General features: G+C 69.8%; 20 protein-coding genes. 11 read left to right on the top strand and 9 right to left on the bottom strand.

Annotated elements, in window-relative coordinates; translation table 11 throughout:
• Positions 1–41 precede the first annotated feature (41 nt).
• Both OG507_RS10860 and OG507_RS10855 read right to left on the bottom strand, forming a co-directional pair.
• Complete coding sequence (locus OG507_RS10860) at positions 42–881, bottom strand: class I SAM-dependent methyltransferase (RefSeq protein WP_327366969.1); 840 nt, start codon at positions 879–881, stop codon at positions 42–44.
• Between the two features lie 38 nt (positions 882–919).
• Positions 920–2122, bottom strand: a complete 1203-nt coding sequence (locus OG507_RS10855; protein ID WP_327366968.1) for a bifunctional adenosylcobinamide kinase/adenosylcobinamide-phosphate guanylyltransferase — start codon at positions 2120–2122, stop codon at positions 920–922.
• A 131-nt stretch (positions 2123–2253) separates the two neighbouring features.
• On the opposite strand from OG507_RS10855, the gene OG507_RS10850 reads away from it, so the two are divergent.
• Entirely contained in the window at positions 2254–2463 is a 210-nt protein-coding gene (locus tag OG507_RS10850; protein WP_072483289.1) for a hypothetical protein, read from the top strand.
• Between the two features lie 82 nt (positions 2464–2545).
• Here the strand turns inward: OG507_RS10850 and OG507_RS10845 are convergent, their stop codons facing one another.
• The 3 genes from OG507_RS10845 to OG507_RS10835 form a co-directional block, all read right to left on the bottom strand.
• The gene (locus OG507_RS10845) at positions 2546–3625 is read right to left on the bottom strand and encodes a S1C family serine protease (protein ID WP_327366967.1); all 1080 of its coding nucleotides are present in this window, start codon (positions 3623–3625) and stop codon (positions 2546–2548) included.
• Positions 3626–3708: 83 nt separating this feature from the next.
• Positions 3709–4443 carry a class I SAM-dependent methyltransferase gene (locus OG507_RS10840; protein WP_327371928.1) on the bottom strand — a complete coding sequence of 245 codons (735 nt, stop codon included), beginning with the start codon at positions 4441–4443 and terminating at the stop codon, positions 3709–3711.
• 131 nt (positions 4444–4574) lie between these two features.
• Complete coding sequence (locus tag OG507_RS10835) at positions 4575–5174, bottom strand: DUF3043 domain-containing protein (RefSeq protein ID WP_327366966.1); 600 nt, start codon at positions 5172–5174, stop codon at positions 4575–4577.
• 297 nt (positions 5175–5471) lie between these two features.
• Between OG507_RS10835 and OG507_RS10830 the strand changes: the two genes are divergently transcribed.
• The 5 genes from OG507_RS10830 (at position 5472) to OG507_RS10810 (ending at position 11988) form a co-directional block, all read left to right on the top strand.
• Entirely contained in the window at positions 5472–6254 is a 783-nt protein-coding gene (locus OG507_RS10830; protein ID WP_327366965.1) for a PspA/IM30 family protein, read from the top strand.
• A gap of 9 nt (positions 6255–6263) precedes the next feature.
• Entirely contained in the window at positions 6264–6542 is a 279-nt protein-coding gene (gene pspAA / locus OG507_RS10825; RefSeq protein ID WP_327366963.1) for a PspA-associated protein PspAA, read from the top strand.
• Between the two features lie 183 nt (positions 6543–6725).
• Positions 6726–7958, top strand: coding sequence for a sensor histidine kinase (locus OG507_RS10820; RefSeq protein ID WP_327366962.1), 1233 nt, complete (start codon positions 6726–6728; stop codon positions 7956–7958).
• Between the two features lie 16 nt (positions 7959–7974).
• Complete coding sequence (locus OG507_RS10815; RefSeq protein WP_327366961.1) at positions 7975–8670, top strand: response regulator transcription factor; 696 nt, start codon at positions 7975–7977, stop codon at positions 8668–8670.
• A 165-nt stretch (positions 8671–8835) separates the two neighbouring features.
• On the top strand, positions 8836–11988 hold the full coding sequence (locus OG507_RS10810; protein ID WP_327366960.1) for an efflux RND transporter permease subunit: 3153 nt from the start codon (positions 8836–8838) through the stop codon (positions 11986–11988).
• Positions 11989–12100: 112 nt separating this feature from the next.
• On the opposite strand, the gene nadA is transcribed toward OG507_RS10810, so the two are convergent.
• Positions 12101–13288 carry a quinolinate synthase NadA gene (gene nadA, locus OG507_RS10805; protein ID WP_327366959.1) on the bottom strand — a complete coding sequence of 396 codons (1188 nt, stop codon included), beginning with the start codon at positions 13286–13288 and terminating at the stop codon, positions 12101–12103.
• A 223-nt stretch (positions 13289–13511) separates the two neighbouring features.
• Between nadA and OG507_RS10800 the strand changes: the two genes are divergently transcribed.
• On the top strand, positions 13512–13868 hold the full coding sequence (locus OG507_RS10800; RefSeq protein ID WP_107018256.1) for a HesB/IscA family protein: 357 nt from the start codon (positions 13512–13514) through the stop codon (positions 13866–13868).
• Positions 13869–13992: 124 nt separating this feature from the next.
• Here OG507_RS10800 and OG507_RS10795 read toward each other — a convergent pair whose 3' ends face one another.
• Positions 13993–15468: a hypothetical protein gene (locus tag OG507_RS10795; protein WP_327366958.1), complete on the bottom strand. Its 1476-nt coding sequence runs from the start codon at positions 15466–15468 to the stop codon at positions 13993–13995.
• 140 nt (positions 15469–15608) lie between these two features.
• Positions 15609–15806 (bottom strand): hypothetical protein, encoded by a 198-nt coding sequence (locus tag OG507_RS10790; RefSeq protein ID WP_327366957.1) that lies wholly within the window; start codon positions 15804–15806, stop codon positions 15609–15611.
• Between the two features lie 159 nt (positions 15807–15965).
• Between OG507_RS10790 and OG507_RS10785 the strand changes: the two genes are divergently transcribed.
• A complete protein-coding gene (locus OG507_RS10785) occupies positions 15966–16940 on the top strand; it encodes a carbohydrate kinase family protein (protein ID WP_327366955.1) in 975 nt (324 codons plus the stop codon).
• A 15-nt stretch (positions 16941–16955) separates the two neighbouring features.
• On the opposite strand, the gene OG507_RS10780 is transcribed toward OG507_RS10785, so the two are convergent.
• The gene (locus OG507_RS10780) at positions 16956–18338 is read right to left on the bottom strand and encodes a cysteine desulfurase/sulfurtransferase TusA family protein (protein WP_327366954.1); all 1383 of its coding nucleotides are present in this window, start codon (positions 18336–18338) and stop codon (positions 16956–16958) included.
• 260 nt (positions 18339–18598) lie between these two features.
• Between OG507_RS10780 and ctaC the strand changes: the two genes are divergently transcribed.
• Genes ctaC through OG507_RS10765 form a run of 3 tightly spaced genes read left to right on the top strand, consistent with a single transcriptional unit; the run spans position 18599 to position 21689 of the window.
• Positions 18599–19561 carry an aa3-type cytochrome oxidase subunit II gene (gene ctaC, locus OG507_RS10775; RefSeq protein WP_327366953.1) on the top strand — a complete coding sequence of 321 codons (963 nt, stop codon included), beginning with the start codon at positions 18599–18601 and terminating at the stop codon, positions 19559–19561.
• A complete protein-coding gene (ctaD, locus tag OG507_RS10770; protein WP_327366952.1) occupies positions 19558–21294 on the top strand; it encodes an aa3-type cytochrome oxidase subunit I in 1737 nt (578 codons plus the stop codon). The genes ctaC and ctaD overlap by 4 nt, the downstream gene beginning before the upstream one ends.
• Positions 21291–21689, top strand: a complete 399-nt coding sequence (locus OG507_RS10765; protein ID WP_327366951.1) for a cytochrome c oxidase subunit 4 — start codon at positions 21291–21293, stop codon at positions 21687–21689. The genes ctaD and OG507_RS10765 overlap by 4 nt, the downstream gene beginning before the upstream one ends.
• The last annotated feature ends 65 nt before the right edge of the window (positions 21690–21754 follow it).

Here is a 21754-nt window from a genome sequence, read left to right as displayed (position 1 = left end):
GCTCACTGCGGAACAGTACCCGCCGCGTTTCTGACGACCGGTCAGTCCTGGTTCCCGTACCCGAACCGCAGCTGCGTCATCGCGGGCGTCAGGGTCCGCAGCCCCGGCAGCAGCGACTGGATCCGGATCAGCTCGCCCATCGCACCCCGCCCCCGCGGCAGCCGCAGCGCCCGCACCTCGGTGATCCCCGGATGCGCGCCGCGCAGCTTGTGCCGCTCGCCGGGGTTCATCGCCCAGCGCATCGGCGGAATGGTCATCGCGCCGACCTTCGACCTGCCGGCCACCGTGCCCCTGGCCAGCCAGCGCGCCATCGTGTCCAGTACGAGGATGCCGCCGGGCAGCCGCTCGGCACAGGCCGCCAGGATCTTCCGCACCTCCGCGGGCGGCAGATACATCAGCAGCCCCTGCGTCGTGACGACCACGCCGCGGCCCTCCGGGTCCTCGATCTCGTCCAGCCAGGACGGATCGGTGGCCGAACAGGACAGGGTGCGCAGCCGGTCCGAGGCGGGCAGCAGTGCCCGGCGCAGCTCGGCGACCTCGGGCGGCTCCACGCTCAGCCAGTTCAGCCGGCCGTTGTCGACCCGCCAGAAGCCGGTCTCCAGTCCGTCGCCGAGCGCGACCACGGTGGCCTGCGGCCGGTCGGCGAGATACCCCTGCACGGCCAGGTCGAAGCAGCGCGAGCGCAGCCCCTGGGCCTGGGAGTGGAACGCGTTCGGCCGCCCGAACCGCTCCTCGAAGGGGTAGTCCAGATCCTCCAGCAGCCTCAGCGCCATCGGATCGTCCAGCACGGGGTAGGGCCGTCCCGCCTCGTACGCCCGGTTGTAGAGCGTCCACAACAGGGTCTCCGGAACCCCGTTCAGCATGGGTCGTACACCGGTCATGTCCGCTCCTCCTGTTCCTGTCCGCGATGTCAGCGATGTCAGCCGCGCAGCGTCAGCACCTGTCCGGCCACCACCAGCAGCACCTGTTCGCACTCGTCGGCGAACGCGGCGTTCAACCGGCCCAGCTCGTCGCGGAAGCGCCGCCCGGAGGCCGTCGCGGGCACCACGCCCGAGCCGGTCTCATTGGTCACGGTGACGACCGTGCGCCGCGTTCCGCGCACCGCGGCGACCAGCTCGGCGGTCCGCCCCCGCAGCGCTCTCTCGCCGCCGTTCGCCCATACCGTGTCGTCCCAGGCGTCCACCCGGTCCATCGCGTCCGTCAGCCACAGCGACAGACAGTCGATCAGCAGCGGAGGCCCGTCCGACGCCAGCAGCTCCACCAGCTCACAGGTCTCCTCGGTGCGCCAGGCGGCCGGCCGGCGCTCCCGGTGCAGCCCGATCCGGGCCGCCCACTCCGCGTCCCCTTCCCGGCCGCCGCCTGTTGCCACGTACACCACCTCGGGGAACGTCTCCAGACGCCGCTCGGCCTCCACCGACTTCCCCGACCTGGCACCGCCCGTCACCAGCGTGCGCCGCGGCACGTCAGGCACCGCGTGGTACTCGCCCACCTGCAGCGTCGTCCCGTCCGGCACGGCGCGTGCGCCGGCCGCCGCGAGCCGCCTGTCCAGCTCGGCGCCGGGCGGTGCGTCGTGGTCCAGATGGACGGCGATGATCTCGCTGGCAGGCCCGATCGCCTCGACGGCACGCAGCCGCGCCACCGCGTCCGGCCGCCCGACCACATCGCCGACCACCATGTCGTACGGCTGAGCCGCCCGGTCCGTGAGACCGGAGGGGGCGGCGCCCGGCGGCAGATAGAGCAGCCGTGCGCCCTCCGGAGCGGTCACCTCGTAACCCGTCCCCGGTGCGTCCATCGGCACCGCCCGCACCCGGTGCCCGCTGATCAGCGTCAGCTCCCGTCCGTCCGGCACCCTGCCCGCCGGAGGCAGCCCGGCGGGCACCTCCACGGCGGGTCCGTCGTGCGGATGGGTGAGCAGCACCTGCCGTACGCCGGTGAGCGAGTGCCCCGCACGGGCCGCGGCGAACACGGCCCCCGGGGTGAGATCGAGCAGCAGCGCGTCGTCGACGAGCAGCGCGGTCGCGGCCCGCGAACGCATGCCGCGGGCGGTGGCGCAGGCGGCGCACGGGCAGTCGGGCCGCGGCAGCCCGTCGGGGGCGCCGGTGCCGAGCAGAGTCAGTTCCACGCTTCCGATCCTCCCGCGTCCGCGCAACGGGTGCGCGACTTGGGGTGTCCGGGCGGGCGCGGCGCAGGACCCGTTCCCGCACCGATGGTAGGCATTAGGCTGCGGTCAGCAATGTGACCCAGGAGGCGGACATGGCGTGGACGTGGCGGTTCGAGAAGTCCGACGGTACGGAGACGGAGCCGGCCCTGCAGCCGGAGGAGTTCACGACGCAGGGCGACGCGGAGTCCTGGATCGGTGAGTACTGGAAGGAACTCCTCGACGGCGGGGCGGACCAGGTGACGCTCTTCGACGACTCGACGAAGATCTACGGCCCCATGAGCCTCCAGGCCGACCAGGGCTGATCCGCCCCCCGGCCGTACGGGCTCGTCCCCGAATCCGTACGGCCGGGGCCCGGGCCTTCCTTCTCGTGCTTCTCGTCCGGCCCTAGATCTCGCCCAGGGTGACCTGTGCCGTCTTCTCCGCCTCGTTGCGCAGGTACGTCACGGTGACCTTCTGGCCCGGCTTGTCCGAGGCCAGCGCCTCCGACAGGGACGTGATCGTGGTGACCGGCACGTCCCCCAGCTTGATGATGATGTCGCCGACCCGCAGCCCCGCCTTGTCCGCGGCGCCGCCCTTCGCCACGCCGGCCAGCGCCACCCCGGCCGGCCGGTAGGCGTCGTCGACGACCGTGCGGCCGGTGATGTCCAGCGCCGCCCGGCCCGAGTCGGTGACCTTGCCGCTCTTGATGATCTGATCGGCGACCGTCTTCACCATCGACACGGGGATCGCGAACCCGATCCCCGGCGCCGCGCTGTCGCCCAGCTGCGGGTCGATCGCCCCCAGCGTCGGGATGCCGATCACCTCGCTGTTCAGGTTGACCAGCGCACCGCCGCTGTTGCCCGGGTTGATCGCCGCCGAGGTCTGCACCATGTTCGCGATCGTCGCGCCCGTGCCACCGTCCGCGCGGCTCTCGCTCACGGTCCGGCCGAGCGCCGAGACGATGCCCTGGGTGACGCTGGAGGACAGCCCGAGCGGCGAGCCCATCGCCAGCACGATCTGTCCCACCCCGACCTTCTCCGAGACACCGAACGTCGCGGGCTTCAGTCCCGCCGGGACACTGTCGAGCTTGATGACGGCCAGATCCTGTTCCGGATACGTGGCGACCAGCGAGGCCTTCTGCACCATCTCGCCGGTGGCGACGGTGACCTTGAACGTCTTCTCGTTGCCGACCACATGGGCGTTGGTGACGATATGGCCCTTGGAGTCGTAGACGACTCCGGAGCCCAGAGTGTTGGAGGCGTCGATCTGCACGACCGACGGCAGCACGTTCTTGATCACTTCCTGGAAGTCGTCCTGCAGATCACCGACGGTCCGGGGAGCGGAGGCCGACTTCGTGGGCTCGGCCGCCGAGGAATCGGAGTTCGCGTCCGAGCAGCCGCTCACGCTCACCAGGGCGAGGGCACAGGCACCTGCGGTCAGAGGCAGCAGCCGGCGTATAGGGCCGCGGAAGTGGGAAGCATCCATGTCCGGATTATCGCTTTTGACCCTATTGGTGGCCTGCTGGGTTCGGCCGACCGGGTAAGACGCCGGAGGCGCCGGGGGAGGCTCTAGCCCCGTACTCCACACAGATGCAGCAGGGCGGCCACCCCGCGGTACGGATCCGTCCGGCCGGCCCGGTCCTCCGCGGCCAGCACCCGCTCCAGCTCGGCGGCGGCCGGCAGCTCCACCTCGTTGCTCACGTTGTCCGTGAAGACGCGCACGCCGTACCAGGCGTGCAGGGGCGCCGCGATCCCGGCGAGCGTGGCCGTCAGCGCGCCCAGCCGGTCGGCCCGCACCGTGAGCCCCAGCCGGTTGGTGCATGTGTCGCTGTCGAAGGCGGCCAGCGCCGCGTCCCAGTCACCGGCGGTCCCGGGCCGCATCGCCAGCGCGTCGGCGTTCCGTACGAGCAGCGAGAGCAGTCCGCCGGGGGCCAGCATCCGGGCCAGACCGGCCAGCATTGCGTCCGGCTCCCGGACATACATCAGCACGCCGTGGCAGAGCACCACGTCGAAGCTGCCGGGCAGGAAGTGCACCCCGGTGTCCAGGCCGTCGCCCTCGATCAGCCGGACCCGCTCGCGGATGCCCGCGGGCTCGCTGCCGAGCGCCTCACGGGCCACCCGCAGCATCTCGGCGTCGGACTCCAGGCCCGTCACGGTGTGACCTGCCCTGGCCAGGCGCAGCGCCTGGGTGCCCTGGCCCATGCCGACGTCGAGGACGCGCAGCCGCTGCCCGACCGGGAAACGGCCGGCTATCTGCTCGTCGAGCTGGCGGGCGACGAGCTCCTGGCGGACGGTGTTGCGCAGCCCCCCGAGCCCCTTCAGCCACACCGATGAGGCTCCCGAGAACCCGGTGACGGTGACCGGGGTGGGGGCGGGGACGGCACCGCCCGGCAGGCCGGCGGACGGACCGCCGACCGGGCCGGAGAGGTCCGTACTCAGGGCCGCTCTCCACGCTTGACCTGCGGCTTCGGCAGCCGGAGCCGACGCATCTGCAGCGTACGCATCAGGCCGTAGGCGACCGCGCCGCGCTTCGGCGTATCGGGGAAGCGCTCGTTCAGCTGCTTCTTCAGGCGGAACGCGAGACCGATCGAGTCGAGCACGATCAGCACGATCACGATGAGCCAGAGCAGCAGCGAGATGTTCTGGATGTTCTGTACCTGGATCACGCTGAGGATCAGAATGATCACAGCGAGCGGCAGGAAGAACTCCGCGATGCAGAAACGCGAGTCCACGTAGTCGCGGACGAAGCGCCGCACCGGGCCCTTGTCGCGCGCCGGCAGATAGCGCTCGTCGCCACTGGCGAGCGCCTCACGCTGCTTGGCCAGGTCCACACGGCGCGCTTCGCGCTGCCGCTTCGAGGCCTCCTTGCGGTCGAGCGGCGCGCCACTGGAGGCACGACGGCGCTGCGAATTGGCGTCGCTGCGCTTGGGGGTGGGGCGACCTTTGGGGGCCTGCGGGTCGCGGGGCTGCTTGGAGAGGTCCGCCGTCACCTTGTTGGTGGGCGCCTTCTCTTCCTTCGAACGGCTACGGAACACAAGGCCCAAGGGTACGGGTTCGAAAGCCGCGACCCCAGGCCGGTCGGGAACGATCCGGCAACGGCCTGCGTCCTCGCAGGTGTCCCCGGGTGTTCCGCACGGATGTCGCCCCCGGATTCCCCCGACCGTCACCTACTCCCTGGGCCGGAGCGGTGACCGGGCGCAGTCGTCCTTGGGGAGGAGCACATCTGTGCTCGAACAGTGCGGTAATAGAGGCAGGGCCCGTACTGTGGGTTCTGTTGGAGTGCTGGAGCTCAGTCCGTCAGAAGGGGGCGCGCGAAGCCCATGAGCGGTGTCATGAAGCGTATGGGGATGATCTTCCGCGCGAAGGCAAACAAGGCCCTTGACCGGGCCGAGGATCCGCGCGAGACCCTCGATTACTCGTACCAGAAGCAGCTGGAGCTGCTTCAGAAGGTACGCCGCGGCGTCGCCGATGTGGCGACCTCGCGCAAACGGCTGGAGCTGCAGCTGAATCAGCTGCAGGGACAGTCGTCCAAGCTGGAGGACCAGGGCCGCAAGGCGCTCGCGCTCGGCCGCGAGGATCTGGCCCGCGAGGCGCTGTCCCGGCGCGCCGCACTCCAGCAGCAGGTCACCGACCTGGAGACGCAGCACACCACGCTGCAGGGCGAGGAGGAGAAGCTCACTCTCGCGGCCCAGCGGCTGCAGGCCAAGGTCGATGCCTTCCGCACCAAGAAGGAGACCATCAAGGCCACCTACACCGCCGCCCAGGCGCAGACCCGGATCGGGGAGGCGTTCTCCGGGATCTCCGAGGAGATGGGCGACGTCGGCCTGGCGATCCAGCGGGCCGAGGACAAGACCCAGCAGCTGCAGGCCCGGGCCGGTGCGATCGACGAGCTGCTCGCCTCCGGCGCCCTGGACGACCCGACCGGCACGGCGAAGGACGACATCGCTGCCGAGCTGGACCGGATCTCCGGTGGTACGGATGTGGAGCTGGAGCTGCAGCGCATGAAGGCCGAGCTGGCCGGCGGCTCCACCCCGCAGCAGGCGATCGAGGGCGGCCCGCAGGACGCGGCGCAGCAGCAGCCGACTCAGTCCCCGCACAAGTTCGACAAGAACTGAGGCAGCGTCATGATCGTACGGATCATGGGGGAGGGCCAGGTCGAACTGGCCGACAGTCATATCGCCGAGCTCGACAAGCTCGACGACGAACTGCTCGCCGAGATGGAGAGTGGCGACGGCCCCGGCTTCCGCTCCACCCTCCACGCGCTCCTCGCCAGGGTGCGCGAGCTCGGCACACCCTTGCCGGACGACTCCCTGGAGCCGTCCGAACTGATCCTCCCGTCGTCCGACGCGACCCTCGAAGAGGTGCGCGCCATGCTCCGGGACGACGGTCTGATCCCCGGCTGACGCCGGCTGTTCTCCAGCATTCGCACCAGCCGTGCCCCGTGTTCCGGTCCGCCGGACACGGGGCACGGCCGTGTCCGGCGGCGGTCCGCTCCGGCGGTTGCACCGGCGGTTCGGCCCGCTCCGTACCGGTTTCCCCTGACGGCCTGGTCGATTCCCGCGCGACACGCCGTAACGTAGCTTGACGTGACCACCCTCGGAACCGGGGTTCTGCGCGTCCGGCACTGGCTGCGCGACCATCCCCTCGCGCTGGACACCGCGCTCGCCCTGGCCGTACTCGTGGCCATGATCATCGGGTCGCTCGTCCACCCGCGCACACCGAACGGGTCCGCCTTCGGCACCCGCACGCCAGAGGTGGGCAGCGTGCTCCTGATGGTGCTCGGTGCCGTGGCGCTCATCTGGCGGCGGCGCAATCCCATGGCGGTGCTCGCGGCCACCGCCGGGCTGACGGTCGTGGAGCTGGTGAGCTACGACCCGGCCGCCCCCGTGGTGATGAGCACCGTCATCGCGCTGTACACCGTCGCCGCCCGCACCGACCGGCCCACCACCTGGCGGGTCGGGCTGCTGACCATGGCCGCGCTGACGGCCGCCGCGATGTTCTTCGGTGCGGCGCCCTGGTACAGCCAGGAGAACTTCGGTGTCTTCGCCTGGACCGGGATGGCCGGTGCCGCGGGGGACGCGGTCCGCTCCAGACGCGCCTTCGTCGACGCGATCAGGGAGCGCGCCGAACGGGCCGAGCGCACCCGTGACGAGGAGGCGCGGCGCCGGGTCGCCGAGGAGCGGCTGCGGATCGCCCGCGATCTGCACGATGTCGTCGCCCACCACATCGCCCTGGTCAACGTCCAGGCCGGGGTCGCCGCCCACGTCATGGACAAGCGCCCCGACCAGGCCAAGGAGGCGCTGGCCCATGTCCGCGAGGCCAGCCGCTCCGCGCTCAACGAACTGCGGGCCACCGTCGGGCTGCTGCGCCAGTCCGGCGACCCGGAGGCGCCGACCGAACCGGCCCCCGGGCTCGCGGTCCTCGACGAGCTTGTGGACACGGTGCGGCGGGCCGGGCTCCCCGTCGAGGTGGCCTGCACCGACCGGCGGCCCCCGCTGCCCGCGGCCGTCGACCTGGCCGCGTACCGGGTGATCCAGGAGGCCCTGACCAATGTGCGCAAGCACGCGGGCCCCGGAGCGAAGGCCGAGGTGAGCGTCGTACGGGTCGGGGCCACGACCGAGGTCACCGTCATCGACAACGGCACGGGCGGGGGTGTCCGCAACGGCGACGGCGGCGGGCACGGCCTCCTCGGCATGCGCGAACGCGTCACCGCGCTCGGCGGCTCCCTCACCGCCGGGCCCCGCTACGGCGGCGGATTCCGGGTCCATGCGATCCTGCCCGTCAAGGACCGCACACCGGAGCCGGGGGAGAGTGCATGACGACGGGGGAGAGCGCATGACACCGCCCATCAAGGTGCTGCTCGTCGACGACCAGGCGCTGCTGCGCAGCGCGTTCAGGGTGCTGGTCGACTCGGAGGCCGACATGGAGGTGGTCGGCGAGGCGGCGGACGGCGCGCAGGCCGTGGAGCTGGCCCGCTCGACCCGCGCCGACGTGGTGCTGATGGACATCCGGATGTCCGGCACGGACGGGCTCGCCGCGACCCGGATGATCAGCGCCGACCCGGAACTGGCGGACGTACGCGTCGTCATGCTCACCACCTTCGAGGTGGACGAGTACGTGGTGCAGTCGCTGCGCGCCGGGGCGTCCGGCTTCCTCGGAAAAGGGGCGGAACCGGAAGAGCTGCTCAATGCCATCCGGGTCGCCGCGGGCGGCGAGGCGCTGCTCTCACCGGCCGCGGCCAAGGGCCTGATCGCCACCTTCCTCGCGCAGGGAGGCAGCTCGGGCGGTGGCGGGCCGAGCGCCGCGGAGTACTCCGAGCGCCTCGCCGCGCTCACCGGCCGCGAGCGCGAGGTGCTGGTCCTGGTCGCGGGCGGGCACTCCAACGACGAGATCGCCGAGCGGCTCGTCGTCAGCCCGCTCACCGTCAAGACCCATGTGAACAGGGCGATGGCGAAACTGGGCGCCCGGGACCGGGCCCAACTGGTGGTGATCGCGTACGAATCGGGTCTGGTGCGCCCCAGGGTGGAGTAGCGGGTGGAGAGGCGGCGTACTCCAGCCGCGGTATGCGCGGCATAAGAATGCAACCCTGGGACGGACGTTTTCGCCCTGGCGGATGAGCGATCGTATATCTGGGCCGGGTCTGTCCCCGAGTCACCCGCCCACCTGCCGCGTAAGCCACAGAAGAGAGACCCACCCATGTCCTGGCTGTCCAGATTCAGCCTCGCGCAAAGGGCCCTGATCGGGCTGATCTCGATCGTCGCGCTCGTATTCGGAGCGATCGCGATCCCGCAGCTCAAGCAGCAGTTGCTGCCCACCATCGAACTCCCGATGGTGTCGGTGCTCGCCCCCTATCAGGGTGCGTCCCCCGATGTGGTCGAGAAGCAGGTCGTCGAACCGCTCGAGAATTCCATCAAGTCTGTCGACGGTGTCACCGGCGTCACCTCCACCGCCAGCGAGGGCAACGCCGTCATCATGGCGTCCTTCGACTTCGGCAGCGAGGGCACCAAGCAGCTCGTCGCCGACATCCAGCAGGCGGTGAACCGCGCCCGCGTCCAGCTTCCCGACGACGTGGACCCGCAGGTCATCGCCGGTTCGACGGACGACATCCCGACCGTCGTCCTCGCCGTCACCTCCGACAAGGACCAGCAGGCGCTCGCCGACCAGCTGGACCGCACCGTCGTCCCCGCCATCGAGGACATCGACGGCGTCGGCCAGGTCGCCATCGACGGCGTGCAGGACCTCCAGGTCTCCGTCACCCCCGACGACAAGAAGCTCGCCGCGGCCGGGCTGAACGCCGCGACGCTCTCCCAGGCGCTCCAGGCGGGCGGCGCGACCGTCCCCGCCGGTTCCTTCTCCGAGTCGGGCAAGAGCCGCACCGTCCAGGTCGGCGGCGCCTTCACCTCCCTGGAGCAGATCGAGGACCTGCGGGTCACCGGCCAGAACCCGACGGGCAGGCCCGGCAAGCCGGTCCGCGTCGGTGACATCGCCACGGTGGAGCAGGAGCCGGCCACCGCGGTCTCCATCACCCGTACCAACGGCAAGCCGAGCCTCGCCGTGGTGGCCACGATGGACAAGGACGGCAGCGCCGTCGCCATCTCGGACGCGGTCAAGGACAAGCTCCCCGGCCTCCGCACGGACCTCGGCGCCGGCGCCGAACTGACCGTCGTCTCCGACCAGGGCCCCGCCGTCTCCAAGGCGATCTCCGGTCTGACGACCGAGGGCGCGCTCGGTCTGCTCTTCGCGGTCATCGTGATCCTGGTCTTCCTCGCGTCGCTGCGCTCGACCCTGGTCACCGCGGTCTCCATCCCGCTCTCCGTGGTCCTCGCGCTGATCGTGCTCTGGACCCGCGACCTGTCGCTCAACATGCTCACGCTCGGCGCGCTGACCATCGCGATCGGCCGCGTCGTCGACGACTCGATCGTGGTCCTGGAGAACATCAAGCGTCACCTCGGCTATGGCGAGGAGCGCCAGTCCGCGATCATCACCGCGGTGAAGGAAGTGGCCGGCGCGGTCACCTCGTCGACCCTCACCACGGTCGCCGTCTTCCTGCCGATCGGTCTCGTCGGCGGCATGGTCGGCGAGCTCTTCGGCTCGTTCTCGCTGACCGTCACCGCGGCCCTGCTGGCCTCCCTGCTGGTCTCGCTGACCGTCGTCCCCGTTCTGTCGTACTGGTTCCTGCGCGCCCCGAAGGGCAGCACCGGGAACCCGGAAGAGGCCCGTCGCAAGGCCGAGGAGAAGGAAGCCCGCAGCCGGCTCCAGCGGCTGTACGTCCCGGTGCTGCGCTTCGCGACCCGTCGCCGCATCACCAGCATCGTCATCGCCATCGTGGTGCTCTTCGGTACCTTCGGCATGGCCCCGCTGCTGAAGACCAACTTCTTCGACCAGGGCGAGCAGGAGGTCCTCTCCGTCAAGCAGGAGCTGACCCCCGGCACCAGCCTGGCGGCCGCCGACGCGGCGGCGAAGAAGGTCGAGAAGGTCCTCGCCGCCGACAAGGGCGTCAAGGACTACCAGGTCACCGTCGGCTCCTCCGGCTTCATGGCGGCCTTCGGCGGCGGTACGGGCGCCAACCAGGCCTCGTACCAGATCACCCTGAAGGACGCGGGCGACTCCGACGCGGTGCAAAAGCGCCTCGACACGGAGCTCGGCAAGCTCGACGGCATCGGTGACACCACCATCTCCGCGGGCGGCGGCTTCGGCAGCCAGGACCTGAGCGTCGTGGTCAAGGCCGCCGACGCCGATGTCCTGAAGAAGGCCTCCGAAGAGGTACGGGCCGAGGTGGCCGGGCTCAAGGACGTCACCGACGTCCAGAGCGACCTGGCGCAGAGCGTCCCGCGGATCTCCGTCAAGGCCAACGCCAAGGCCGCCGACGCCGGCTTCAACGAGGCCACGCTCGGCGCGGCCGTCGCCGGAGCGGTGCGCGGCACCCCGTCCGGCAAGGCGATCATGGACGACACCGAGCGTGACGTCGTCATCAAGTCCGCCCACCCGGCCACCACGATGGCCGAGCTGAAGAACCTCTCCCTCGGCTCGGTCGAGCTCGGCCAGATCGCCGACGTCGAGCTGGTCCCCGGACCGGTCTCGATGACCCGGATCGACGGCCAGCGCGCCGCGACCATCACGGCCAAGCCCACCGGTGACAACACCGGCGCGGTCAGCGCCTCGCTCCAGACGAAGATCGACGCGCTGAAGCTTCCGGACGGCGCCACGGCCACCATCGGCGGTGTCTCCGAGGACCAGAGCGACGCGTTCGTCAATCTCGGCCTGGCCATGCTCGCCGCGATCGCGATCGTCTTCATGCTGCTGGTGGCGACCTTCCGGTCCCTGATCCAGCCGCTGATCCTGCTGGTCTCCATCCCGTTCGCGGCAACCGGCGCGATCGGCCTGCTCGTCGTCACCGGCACCCCGATGGGCGTTCCGGCGATGATCGGCATGCTGATGCTGATCGGCATCGTGGTGACCAACGCGATCGTGCTGATCGACCTGATCAACCAGTACCGGTCGCAGGGCATGGGCGTCGTCGAGGCAGTCGTCGAGGGCGGCCGCCACCGCCTCCGCCCGATCCTGATGACCGCCCTGGCGACGATCTTCGCCCTGCTCCCGATGGCGCTCGGCGTCACCGGCGAGGGCGGCTTCATCTCGCAGCCGCTCGCCGTCGTGGTGATCGGCGGCCTGGTCACCTCGACCCTGCTGACGCTGCTCCTGGTGCCGACGCTCTACGCGCTGGTCGAGCTCCGCAAGGAGCGCCGGGCGAAGAAGAAGGCGGTCAAGCGCGCGAAGAAGGCGGGCCTGCCCGCCCCGGCCCAGCCGGAGGAGACCACCTCCGAGGAGCCGGAGCCCGCGAAGGCGTAACGCGGCGCACGCGCACGCAGAGGGCCCCGACACCGTCACGACGGTGTCGGGGCCCTCTGCACGACTTCAGCCGATCGGGCAACGCCTCAGCGGCGTCGGCCCCCGGCTGCAGCTACGGCAGCGCCAGCATCCGCTCCAGCGCCAGCTTCGCGTACTTCTCCGTCTCGGGGTCGACCTCGATCCGGTTGACGAGATTCCCCTCGGCCAGCGACTCCAGCGTCCACACCAGGTGCGGCAGGTCGATCCGATTCATCGTCGAGCAGAAGCAGACCGTCTTGTCGAGGAAGACGATCTCCTTGTCCTGTGCCGCGAACCGGTTCGCCAGCCTCCGCACCAGGTTCAGCTCGGTGCCGATCGCCCACTTCGAACCGGCCGGCGCCGCCTCCAGGGCCTTGATGATGTATTCCGTCGAACCGACGTAGTCCGCCGCCGCCACGACCTCGTGCTTGCACTCCGGGTGCACCAGCACATTGACGCCCGGGATGCGCTCGCGGACATCGTTGACGGACTCCACCGAGAAGCGCCCGTGCACCGAGCAGTGCCCGCGCCACAGGATCATCTTCGCGTTGCGCAGCTCCTCGGCGGTCAGGCCGCCGTTCGGCTTGTGCGGGTTGTAGAGGACGCAGTCCTCCAGGGTCATCCCCATGTCCCGGACCGCGGTGTTCCGCCCCAGGTGCTGGTCGGGCAGGAAGAGGATCTTCTCGCCCTGCTCGAAGGCCCACTCCAGCGCCCGTTTCGCATTGGACGAGGTGCAGATCGTGCCGCCGTGCCGGCCGGTGAAGGCCTTGATGTCGGCGGAGGAGTTCATGTACGAGACGGGTACGACCTGCTCGGCGACCCCGGCCTCGGTCAGCACGTCCCAGCACTCGGCGACCTGCTCGGCGGTGGCCATGTCGGCCATGGAACAGCCCGCCGCCAGGTCCGGCAGCACGACCTTCTGGTCTTCGGTGGTCAGGATGTCGGCAGACTCGGCCATGAAGTGCACACCGCAGAAGACGATGTACTCGGCCTCCGGGCGCGCGGCCGCGTCCCGGGCGAGCTTGAACGAGTCGCCCGTGACGTCCGCGAACTGGATGACCTCGTCGCGCTGGTAGTGGTGGCCGAGGACGAACACCTTGTCCCCGAGCTTCTCCTTGGCCGCGCGGGCACGCTCCACCAGATCCGGGTCGGACGGGGAGGGCAGGTCGCCGGGGCATTCGACGCCGCGCTCGCTCCGCGGGTCGGCCTCACGGCCGAGCAGGAGCAGGGCGAGGGGCGTCGGCTGGACGTCGAGATCCTGGACAGGGTGGGCCGTGGTCACGTCACGTACCCTTTCTTTGAGCCTTTTCGTCTAATTGACGTTATCTATCATAACCGCTTCATGTCACTTTGACGACGGCCATAGCGTCGATGTGACGCATCCCCTCGGCCGGCGGGTGTGCGAGCATGAATGGAACAGGCAAGCGCTCGGCCCGGAATGAATCCGCGGTCCCGACGGTTGCAACGTCGGCAAGCAGTCTCCGTACAACCCGGGAGAGAAGCAGATGTCCGTATCGGACGAGACCACCACCGTGAGCGACGGCATCCTCCTGTCCGACGCCGCCGCAGCCAAGGTCAAGGGCCTGCTGGAGCAGGAAGGCCGTGACGACCTGGCGCTGCGCGTCGCCGTCCAGCCCGGCGGCTGCTCGGGCCTGCGCTACCAGCTCTTCTTCGACGAGCGTTCGCTCGACGGCGATGTCGTGAAGGACTTCGGCGGCGTCAAGGTCGTCACCGACCGGATGAGCGCTCCGTACCTGGGCGGCGCCTCCATCGACTTCGTCGACACCATCGAGAAGCAGGGCTTCACGATCGACAACCCGAACGCAACGGGCTCCTGCGCCTGCGGCGACTCCTTCAGCTAAGCCCTGAGGGCGGCTGAGCCCTGAAGGCGGCGGCAGAACAGCACGGCAGAACGGCGGCGGTCCCGGAATCCGGGACCGCCGCCGTTGCCGTTGATCTGCCGTTGTTTCTGCCGTACGTACGGACTCAGGCGCGGGGCACGTCGCCGCCCGACGCCGCGTCGACCACCGTCCGGTCGCCCAGCGGCGCGTCCAGTGTCACCGTGCGGGTCAGCTCCTTGGCGATCATGATGCAGACCTTCTTCCCGGCCGGCTTCGACTCCGTCACCGTCACCCGCACCGTGTTCCCGTCCTCGGTCGCGCTCGCCGCGTACGTACTGCACACCCCGCCCCAGAACGTCACCGACAGGGTCCGCCCGTCGGCGCTGTACGACAGGATCTGCCGCCGGGACTGCCCGGCGTCCCCGGTGGGCGGAGTCGTCGCCGAAGGCGCGGGCTTCGCCAGATACGCAGGGTCCACGGCGATCTGCGCCACGGTGGTGCCCGTGCCGCCCGCGGCCGGCCGCACCGAGAAGAGCCAGGACGGTACGAGCGTCTGCTTGCCCGCCATGTACTGCTTGGTCAGCCCGAACACCGCCTTGTCGACCATCACGGTCGTCGTCGGCCGCTCGGCCCCGGTCCGTGCCCCGCAGTGGACCTCCGGCGATTTCTGGCCATCCTCCAGCGGTACGGGGGTGGCGCATCCGCCGATGTCCGCGCGCCCGTCCGTCCGCGACGCCGCTGCGTTCAGCTGCTTGAGCGCCTCGCCCGCGCTGATCACCGGATAGCTGTCGCCCTTTTCCAGCCCCTTCAACTGCCCGCTGCCGCCGACCACTTCGCCGCCCGAACCCACCTGGATCCCGGTCGACCAGCCGTAGGTGGGAAGCCCGTCCACCACCGGGGCGGCGTTCACCACCCGTACCGAACCCATGAGTTGGCGGGCGTCGAGGGCGGCGTCGTCCTGGCCCACGGCCTTCAGGACCGGCGCCGCGGCAGCCCTGGCGGCGCTCTCGCTCACCGGGGAGCCGCCGTCGCCCGGCGCGGTCCTCTGGCTCGAACAGACCGTGGCGCTCTCGCAGTTGTCCGTACCGCCGGAGCCGTACCGGGCGAAGCTCCAGGTGCCGGGGGCCTGCTTGTTCACCCGCAGGAGCGGGCCCGCGCCGTCCCCGTCGGACCCCACCTTCCAGGACGTGCCCTCTGCCCGCGGCGTGCCCTGCACCCCCAGCGCCTTCGCCAGCCGGGTCACTTCCGTCGCGGAGACGGCCCCCTCCGCGCGCTGCACCGCGGCCGTGCGCGGACCCTCGGGCAGCTTGCCGGAGGCGCGGTAGACCACCTGGCCGCCGTGCGGATCGGGCTCGCCCGGGGCGATGCCCTGCGAGGACCCGTCAGGCACTTCGGGGTCGCCCGGGTCGCCCGCATTCCCGTCCAGGACCAGTGGGGGAGGGGTGCGCTCGCCGCCGTCCTTTGCGCCCACACTGCTCCGGCCGTCGCCGTCCGCGGCGGTCGCGGCCCAGTACGCACCGCCGCCCCCGGCCAGCAGTACGGCTGCGGCCATCGAGGCCACGGCGAGCGGCGAGCGCCTCCGGGGGCCGGTCACGTCGTTGTCGGGTCGCTCGCTGCTCACCGGATCCGCTCCTTCGCCTGCGTCGCCGCCACAGTCCGTCGCCCGGCCTGCGGTCCGTCCCGCGGGTGGGGACAACGGTGGGACGGGACAGGGGAGCACACGGTTCCCCACCGGGGCATCGGACGCGATCGGCGCAGGTCTCAGTCGCCGTACTCGGACATCGCGTCGATCAGCCGTGCGGAGGCGGCGGGCACGGTGACCCCGTGAATCAGGGACGGCGTCACCCGAACGGGGGCAGACTTCGCGGGGACCACCCAGTGCGGAGCCATCAGCGCGCAGTCACCGCGCAACTCGGCCAGGCTGATCTCGGACTCGCGTGTGGCGATGTGGTTCGACATATCCGCACGGTAGGCACCGCACACCTCAGGAAGAAAGACCTACTATCGGGTAGTTTTCCCCCCTTCAGGGCGAGTGCGGGAAACGGGTAGCGTGAACTGTCACGCCGCCCCGGGAACGCAGTCACCCGTTCCCCCGATCTCCGCAGGAGCAGACTCCTCGTGCGCATCGCAGTCACCGGCTCCATCGCCACCGATCACCTCATGACCTTCCCCGGCCGTTTCTCCGACCAGCTGGTCGCGGATCAGCTGCACACGGTCTCGCTCTCCTTCCTGGTCGACAACCTCGACGTGCGCCGGGGCGGTGTCGCCGCCAATATCTGCTTCGGCATGGGTCTGCTGGGCACCGAGCCGATCCTGGTCGGCGCCGCGGGCTCCGACTTCGACGAATACCGCGCCTGGCTCGACCGCCACGGCGTCGACACCGATTCCGTCCGGATCTCCGAGGTCCTGCACACCGCCCGTTTCGTCTGCACGACGGATGCCGACCACAACCAGATCGGCTCCTTCTACACGGGCGCGATGAGCGAGGCCCGGCTCATCGAGCTGAAGGCCGTCGCCGACCGCGTGGGCGGCCTCGACCTCGTCTCGATCGGCGCCGACGACCCCGAGGGGATGCTCCGCCACACCGAGGAGTGCCGCTCCCGCGGGATCCCGTTCGCCGCGGACTTCTCGCAGCAGATCGCCCGTATGGACGGCGACGAGATCCGGATCCTCCTCGAAGGCGCCACGTACCTCTTCTCCAACGAGTACGAGAAGGGGCTCATCGAGTCCAAGACCGGCTGGAGCGACGAGGAGATCCTGTCCAGGGTCGGTCACCGGGTCACCACTCTCGGCGCCCGCGGCGTCCGGATCGAGCGGGTCGGCCACGAGACCATCGAGGTCGGCTGTCCGGAGGAGGAGATCAAGGCCGACCCCACCGGCGTCGGCGACGCCTTCCGCGCCGGATTCCTCTCCGGTCTCGCCTGGGGAGTCGGCCTGGAGCGCGCCGCCCAGGTCGGCTGCATGCTCGCCACCCTGGTCATCGAGACGGTCGGCACCCAGGAGTACACCCTGCGCCGTGCCCACTTCATGGACCGCTTCACCAAGGCGTACGGTCACGACGCCGCCGCCGAGGTCCGCTCCCACCTGCGCTGATCCGGAAGCAGAACCTCAGGTCAGCCGGCGGACCACATAGGCCGAGCCACGGTCCGCCGGCTCCTCGCCCACGTACTCCTGCTCGCGCATCGCGCACCAGGCCGGGATGTCCAGCCGCGCCGCCTCGTCGTCGGAGAGCACGGTCACCGTCCCGCCCAGCGGCACCTCCCCGATCACCTTCGCGAGCTCGATCACGGGGATCGGGCAACGCTTCCCGAGGGCGTCGACCACCAGGGACGCGGCCGCTGCGGGGACGGGCGGCGCCGGAACGGGCGCCCCCAGCCTCTCCCGTACCTCCGCCACCACCGGAGGCAGCGCGTCCAGGAAGCGGTCGACCTCCTCGTCCGTGGTGCCGGCCGGCAGCGACACCCGTACGTTCCCCTCCGACAGCACCCCCATCGCCTTGAGCACATGGCTCGGTGTCAACGTGCTGCTGGTGCAGGACGAACCGGACGATACGGAGAACCCGGCCCGGTCCAGTTCATGGAGCAGTGTCTCCCCGTCGACATAGAGACAGGAGAAGGTCACCAGATGCGGCAGCCGCCGCACCGGATCACCGACCACCTCCACATCACTCACCAGCTGCGGCACCCGGGCCCTGATCCGGTCCACCAGAGCCCGCAGCCGTACGGACTCCGCCGCGGCCTGTGCCCGCACCGCCCGCAGCGACGCCGCCGCGGCCACGATCGCCGGAAGGTTCTCGAACCCGGCCGCCCGCCCCGACTCCCGCTCGTCGGCCGGTCCTTGGACCGCGAACCGCACCCCCTTGCGCACCGCCAGCAGCCCGACCCCCGAGGGCCCGCCCCACTTGTGCGCGCTGGCCGCCAGCAGCGACCAGCCCTCCGGCACCGGCCCCCAGCCCAGCGACTGCGCGGCGTCGACCAGCAGCGGCACCCCCGCCGCCCGGCAGGCCTCCGCCACCTCGGCCACCGGCTGCTCGGTGCCGACCTCGTGATTGGCGGACTGCAGACAGGCCAGCGCCGTGTCCTCGCGCAGCGCGTCCGCGTACGCCGCCGCACTCACCGCCCCCGACCGGTCCACCGCGACCTCGGAGACCGATCCGCCCTGCGCCTCATGGGCGGCGGCCGAATGGAGCACGGACGAGTGCTCGACCGCGGAGACGACCAGGTGGCGGCCGACACGCCGACGCCCCGCGAGCGCGCCGGAAATTCCGGAGTGCACCGACCGCGTCCCCGAAGGAGTGAATGTGAGCTCGTCCGGACGGCACCCGACGGCCTCCGCGGCGGCCTCCCGGGCCGCGTCCAGCAGCAGCCGGGCCCGCCGCCCCTCGCGGTAGAGCCTGGCCGGGTCGGCCCACCCCTCGTCCAGCGCGGCAAGCAGCGCCTGGCGGGCGACGGGGTGCAGGGGAGCGGAGGAAGCGGCATCGAAGTAGGGCACACGGCCACGCTAGCCCGCACCCGGGCGCGAGCCGTCCGCGAGGCCAGGAGAGGGGGCGTCAGATGACGGCCGGAGGCCCGTGTTCCACCCCTTCGGGGTGCCGGACGGCGCGTTGGGCACCCTCCCCGCGCGACCCCAAATAGCGTCCAGTAGGGTTTGGTCCGCATAAACATCCAAACCCCTGCCCGCGTCAGGGCGGCGACCGACCACGAGAGACGGCCGCGCCGACCGCGCGGGCGAGACTCTCGGGAAGGCGCTACGTGAGTCCCAACGGCTCCGACCGCTCGTCGCGGCGCCCGATGCGGCGGAAGCTGCCGCAGGTGCTGACTGCGGGCCTGATCCTGGCGACCGCAACCGGTTGCACATACAAGGACTTCCCCCGCCTTGGTATGCCCACGCCGGTAACGGAAGAGGCACCAAGGATCCTTTCCCTCTGGCAGGGCTCGTGGGCGGCAGCGCTCGCCACGGGTGTGCTGGTCTGGGGCCTGATCCTGTGGAGCGTCATGTTCCACCGGCGCAGCCGCACCAAGGTCGAGGTTCCTACGCAGACCAGGTACAACATGCCCATCGAGGCGCTGTACACCGTGGTCCCCCTGATCATCGTCTCGGTGTTGTTCTACTTCACCGCGCGCGATGAGACGAAGCTCCTCTCGCTCTCCCCGAAGCCCGCCCACACCATCAACGTGGTCGGCTACCAGTGGAGCTGGGGCTTCAACTACATCGAGAACGTGGACGGCTCCGTTGCCACGGGCAACAAGATCCCCAAGGAACTCGATGCCATCCCGGACAGGTACCGGGATCAATTCCCCAAGGGAGCGGAAGGCGTCTACGACTTCGGCATCCCGGGAACCGAGAACCCGCAGAACGGCAACCCCGGGCCGACCCTGTGGCTGCCGAAGGGCGAGAAGGTCCGCTTCATTCTGACTTCGCGTGACGTCATCCACTCCTTCTGGGTGGTGCCGTTCCTCATGAAGCAGGACGTCATTCCGGGCCACGCCAACGCCTTCGAGGTGACTCCCAACCAGGAGGGCACCTTCATGGGCAAGTGCGCCGAACTCTGCGGCGTCGACCACTCCCGGATGCTCTTCAACGTCAAGGTCGTCTCCCCGGAGCGCTACCAGGCGCACCTCAAGGAGCTGGCGAAGAAGGGCCAGACGGGCTACGTGCCGGCCGGTATCAAGCAGACTGACCCGGCCAGGAATGCGGAGACGAACAAACTGTGAGCATCCTCAACGAACCTCAGGGTGCCGCGGCAGCAGACGACTCGTACGAGGACGAGCTGCCGGTCCGGCGGAAGCAGCCGGGAAACGTCGTCATCAAGTGGTTGACCACCACTGACCACAAGACGATCGGCACGATGTACCTGGTCACATCGTTCGCGTTCTTCATCATCGGCGGTCTGATGGCGCTCTTCATGCGCGCCGAGCTGGCCCGTCCCGGCACGCAGATCATGTCGAACGAGCAGTTCAACCAGGCGTTCACGATGCACGGCACGATCATGCTGCTGATGTTCGCGACGCCGCTGTTCGCCGGATTCGCGAACTGGATCATGCCGCTGCAGATCGGCGCGCCCGATGTGGCGTTCCCGCGGCTGAACATGTTCGCGTACTGGCTGTACCTCTTCGGCTCGCTGATCGCGGTGGCCGGCTTCCTCACCCCGCAGGGTGCGGCCGACTTCGGCTGGTTCGCCTACTCCCCGCTCTCGGACGCCGTCCGTTCGCCGGGTGTCGGCGCCGACATGTGGATCATGGGTCTGGCCTTCTCCGGCTTCGGCACGATCCTCGGTTCGGTCAACTTCATCACCACGATCATCTGCATGCGCGCCCCCGGCATGACGATGTTCCGCATGCCGATCTTCGTCTGGAACGTCCTGCTGACCGGTGTGCTGGTCCTGCTGGCCTTCCCGGTCCTCGCCGCCGCGCTCTTCGCGCTGGAGGCGGACCGCAAGTTCGGTGCGCATGTATTCGACGCGGCCAATGGCGGCGCATTGCTCTGGCAACACCTCTTCTGGTTCTTCGGCCATCCAGAGGTGTACATCATCGCCTTGCCGTTCTTCGGAATCATTTCCGAAGTGATCCCGGTGTTCAGCCGCAAGCCGATGTTCGGCTACATCGGTCTGATCAGCGCGACGATCGCCATCGCGGGCCTCTCGGTGACCGTGTGGGCGCACCACATGTACGTCACCGGCGGTGTGCTGCTGCCGTTCTTCTCGTTCATGACCTTCCTCATCGCGGTACCGACCGGTGTGAAGTTCTTCAACTGGATCGGCACGATGTGGAAGGGGTCGTTGTCCTTCGAGACACCGATGCTCTGGGCCGTCGGCTTCCTGGTCACCTTCACCTTCGGTGGCCTGACCGGCGTGATCCTGGCATCGCCCCCGATGGACTTCCACGTCTCGGACTCGTACTTCGTCGTCGCGCACTTCCACTACGTCATCTTCGGCACCGTGGTCTTCGCGATGTTCGCCGGATTCCACTTCTGGTGGCCGAAGTTCACCGGCAAGATGCTGGACGAGCGGCTCGGCAAGATCACGTTCTGGACGCTGTTCGTGGGCTTCCACGGCACGTTCCTGGTACAGCACTGGCTGGGTGCCGAGGGCATGCCCCGCCGCTACGCGGACTACCTCGCGGCGGACGGCTTCACCGCGCTGAACACGATCTCGACGATCTCCTCGTTCCTGCTCGGCCTGTCGATGCTGCCGTTCTTCTACAACGTGTGGAAGACCGCCAAGTACGGCAAGAAGGTCGAGGTCGACGACCCGTGGGGCTACGGCCGCTCGCTGGAGTGGGCGACCTCCTGCCCGCCGCCGCGGCACAACTTCCTCACCCTGCCGCGGATCCGTTCCGAATCCCCGGCGTTCGACCTGCATCACCCGGAGATCTCGGCGCTCGAGCAGCTGGAGCACCAGTTCGCGGATGACAAGGCCCTCGCCGGTGGCAAGGAGGCAGGCAAGTGAAGATCCAGGGCAAGATGTTCCTCTGGCTGAGCGTCTTCATCCTCGCCATGGCCATCACGTACGGCGTGTGGTCGAAGGAGCCGGCCGGTACCACCGCGCTGGTCCTGGGCTTCGGCCTGAGCGTGATGATCGGCTTCTACCTGGCCTTCACGGCCAAGCGGGTCGACGCCATGGCCCAGGACAACAAGGAGGCCGATGTCGCGGACGAGGCCGGCGAGGTGGGGTTCTTCTCCCCGCACAGCTGGCAGCCGCTCTCGCTGGCCTTCGGCGGCGCCCTCGCCTTCCTGGGCATCATCTTCGGCTGGTGGCTGCTCTACTTCTCGGCCCCGATCATCCTGATCGGTCTGTTCGGCTGGGTCTTCGAGTACTACCGCGGTGAGAACCGCACCCAGTGACACAGCGTCACCGCTCCACCTGACGGGGGGCCTGTGCTTCTCCACCGAGAGAAGCGCGGGTCCCC

Origin of the sequence: Streptomyces sp. NBC_01217 (genome assembly GCF_035994185.1) — a bacterium.
In the GTDB taxonomy this organism is placed as follows: domain Bacteria; phylum Actinomycetota; class Actinomycetes; order Streptomycetales; family Streptomycetaceae; genus Streptomyces.
This window is presented reverse-complemented; position numbering and strand designations above follow the sequence as displayed.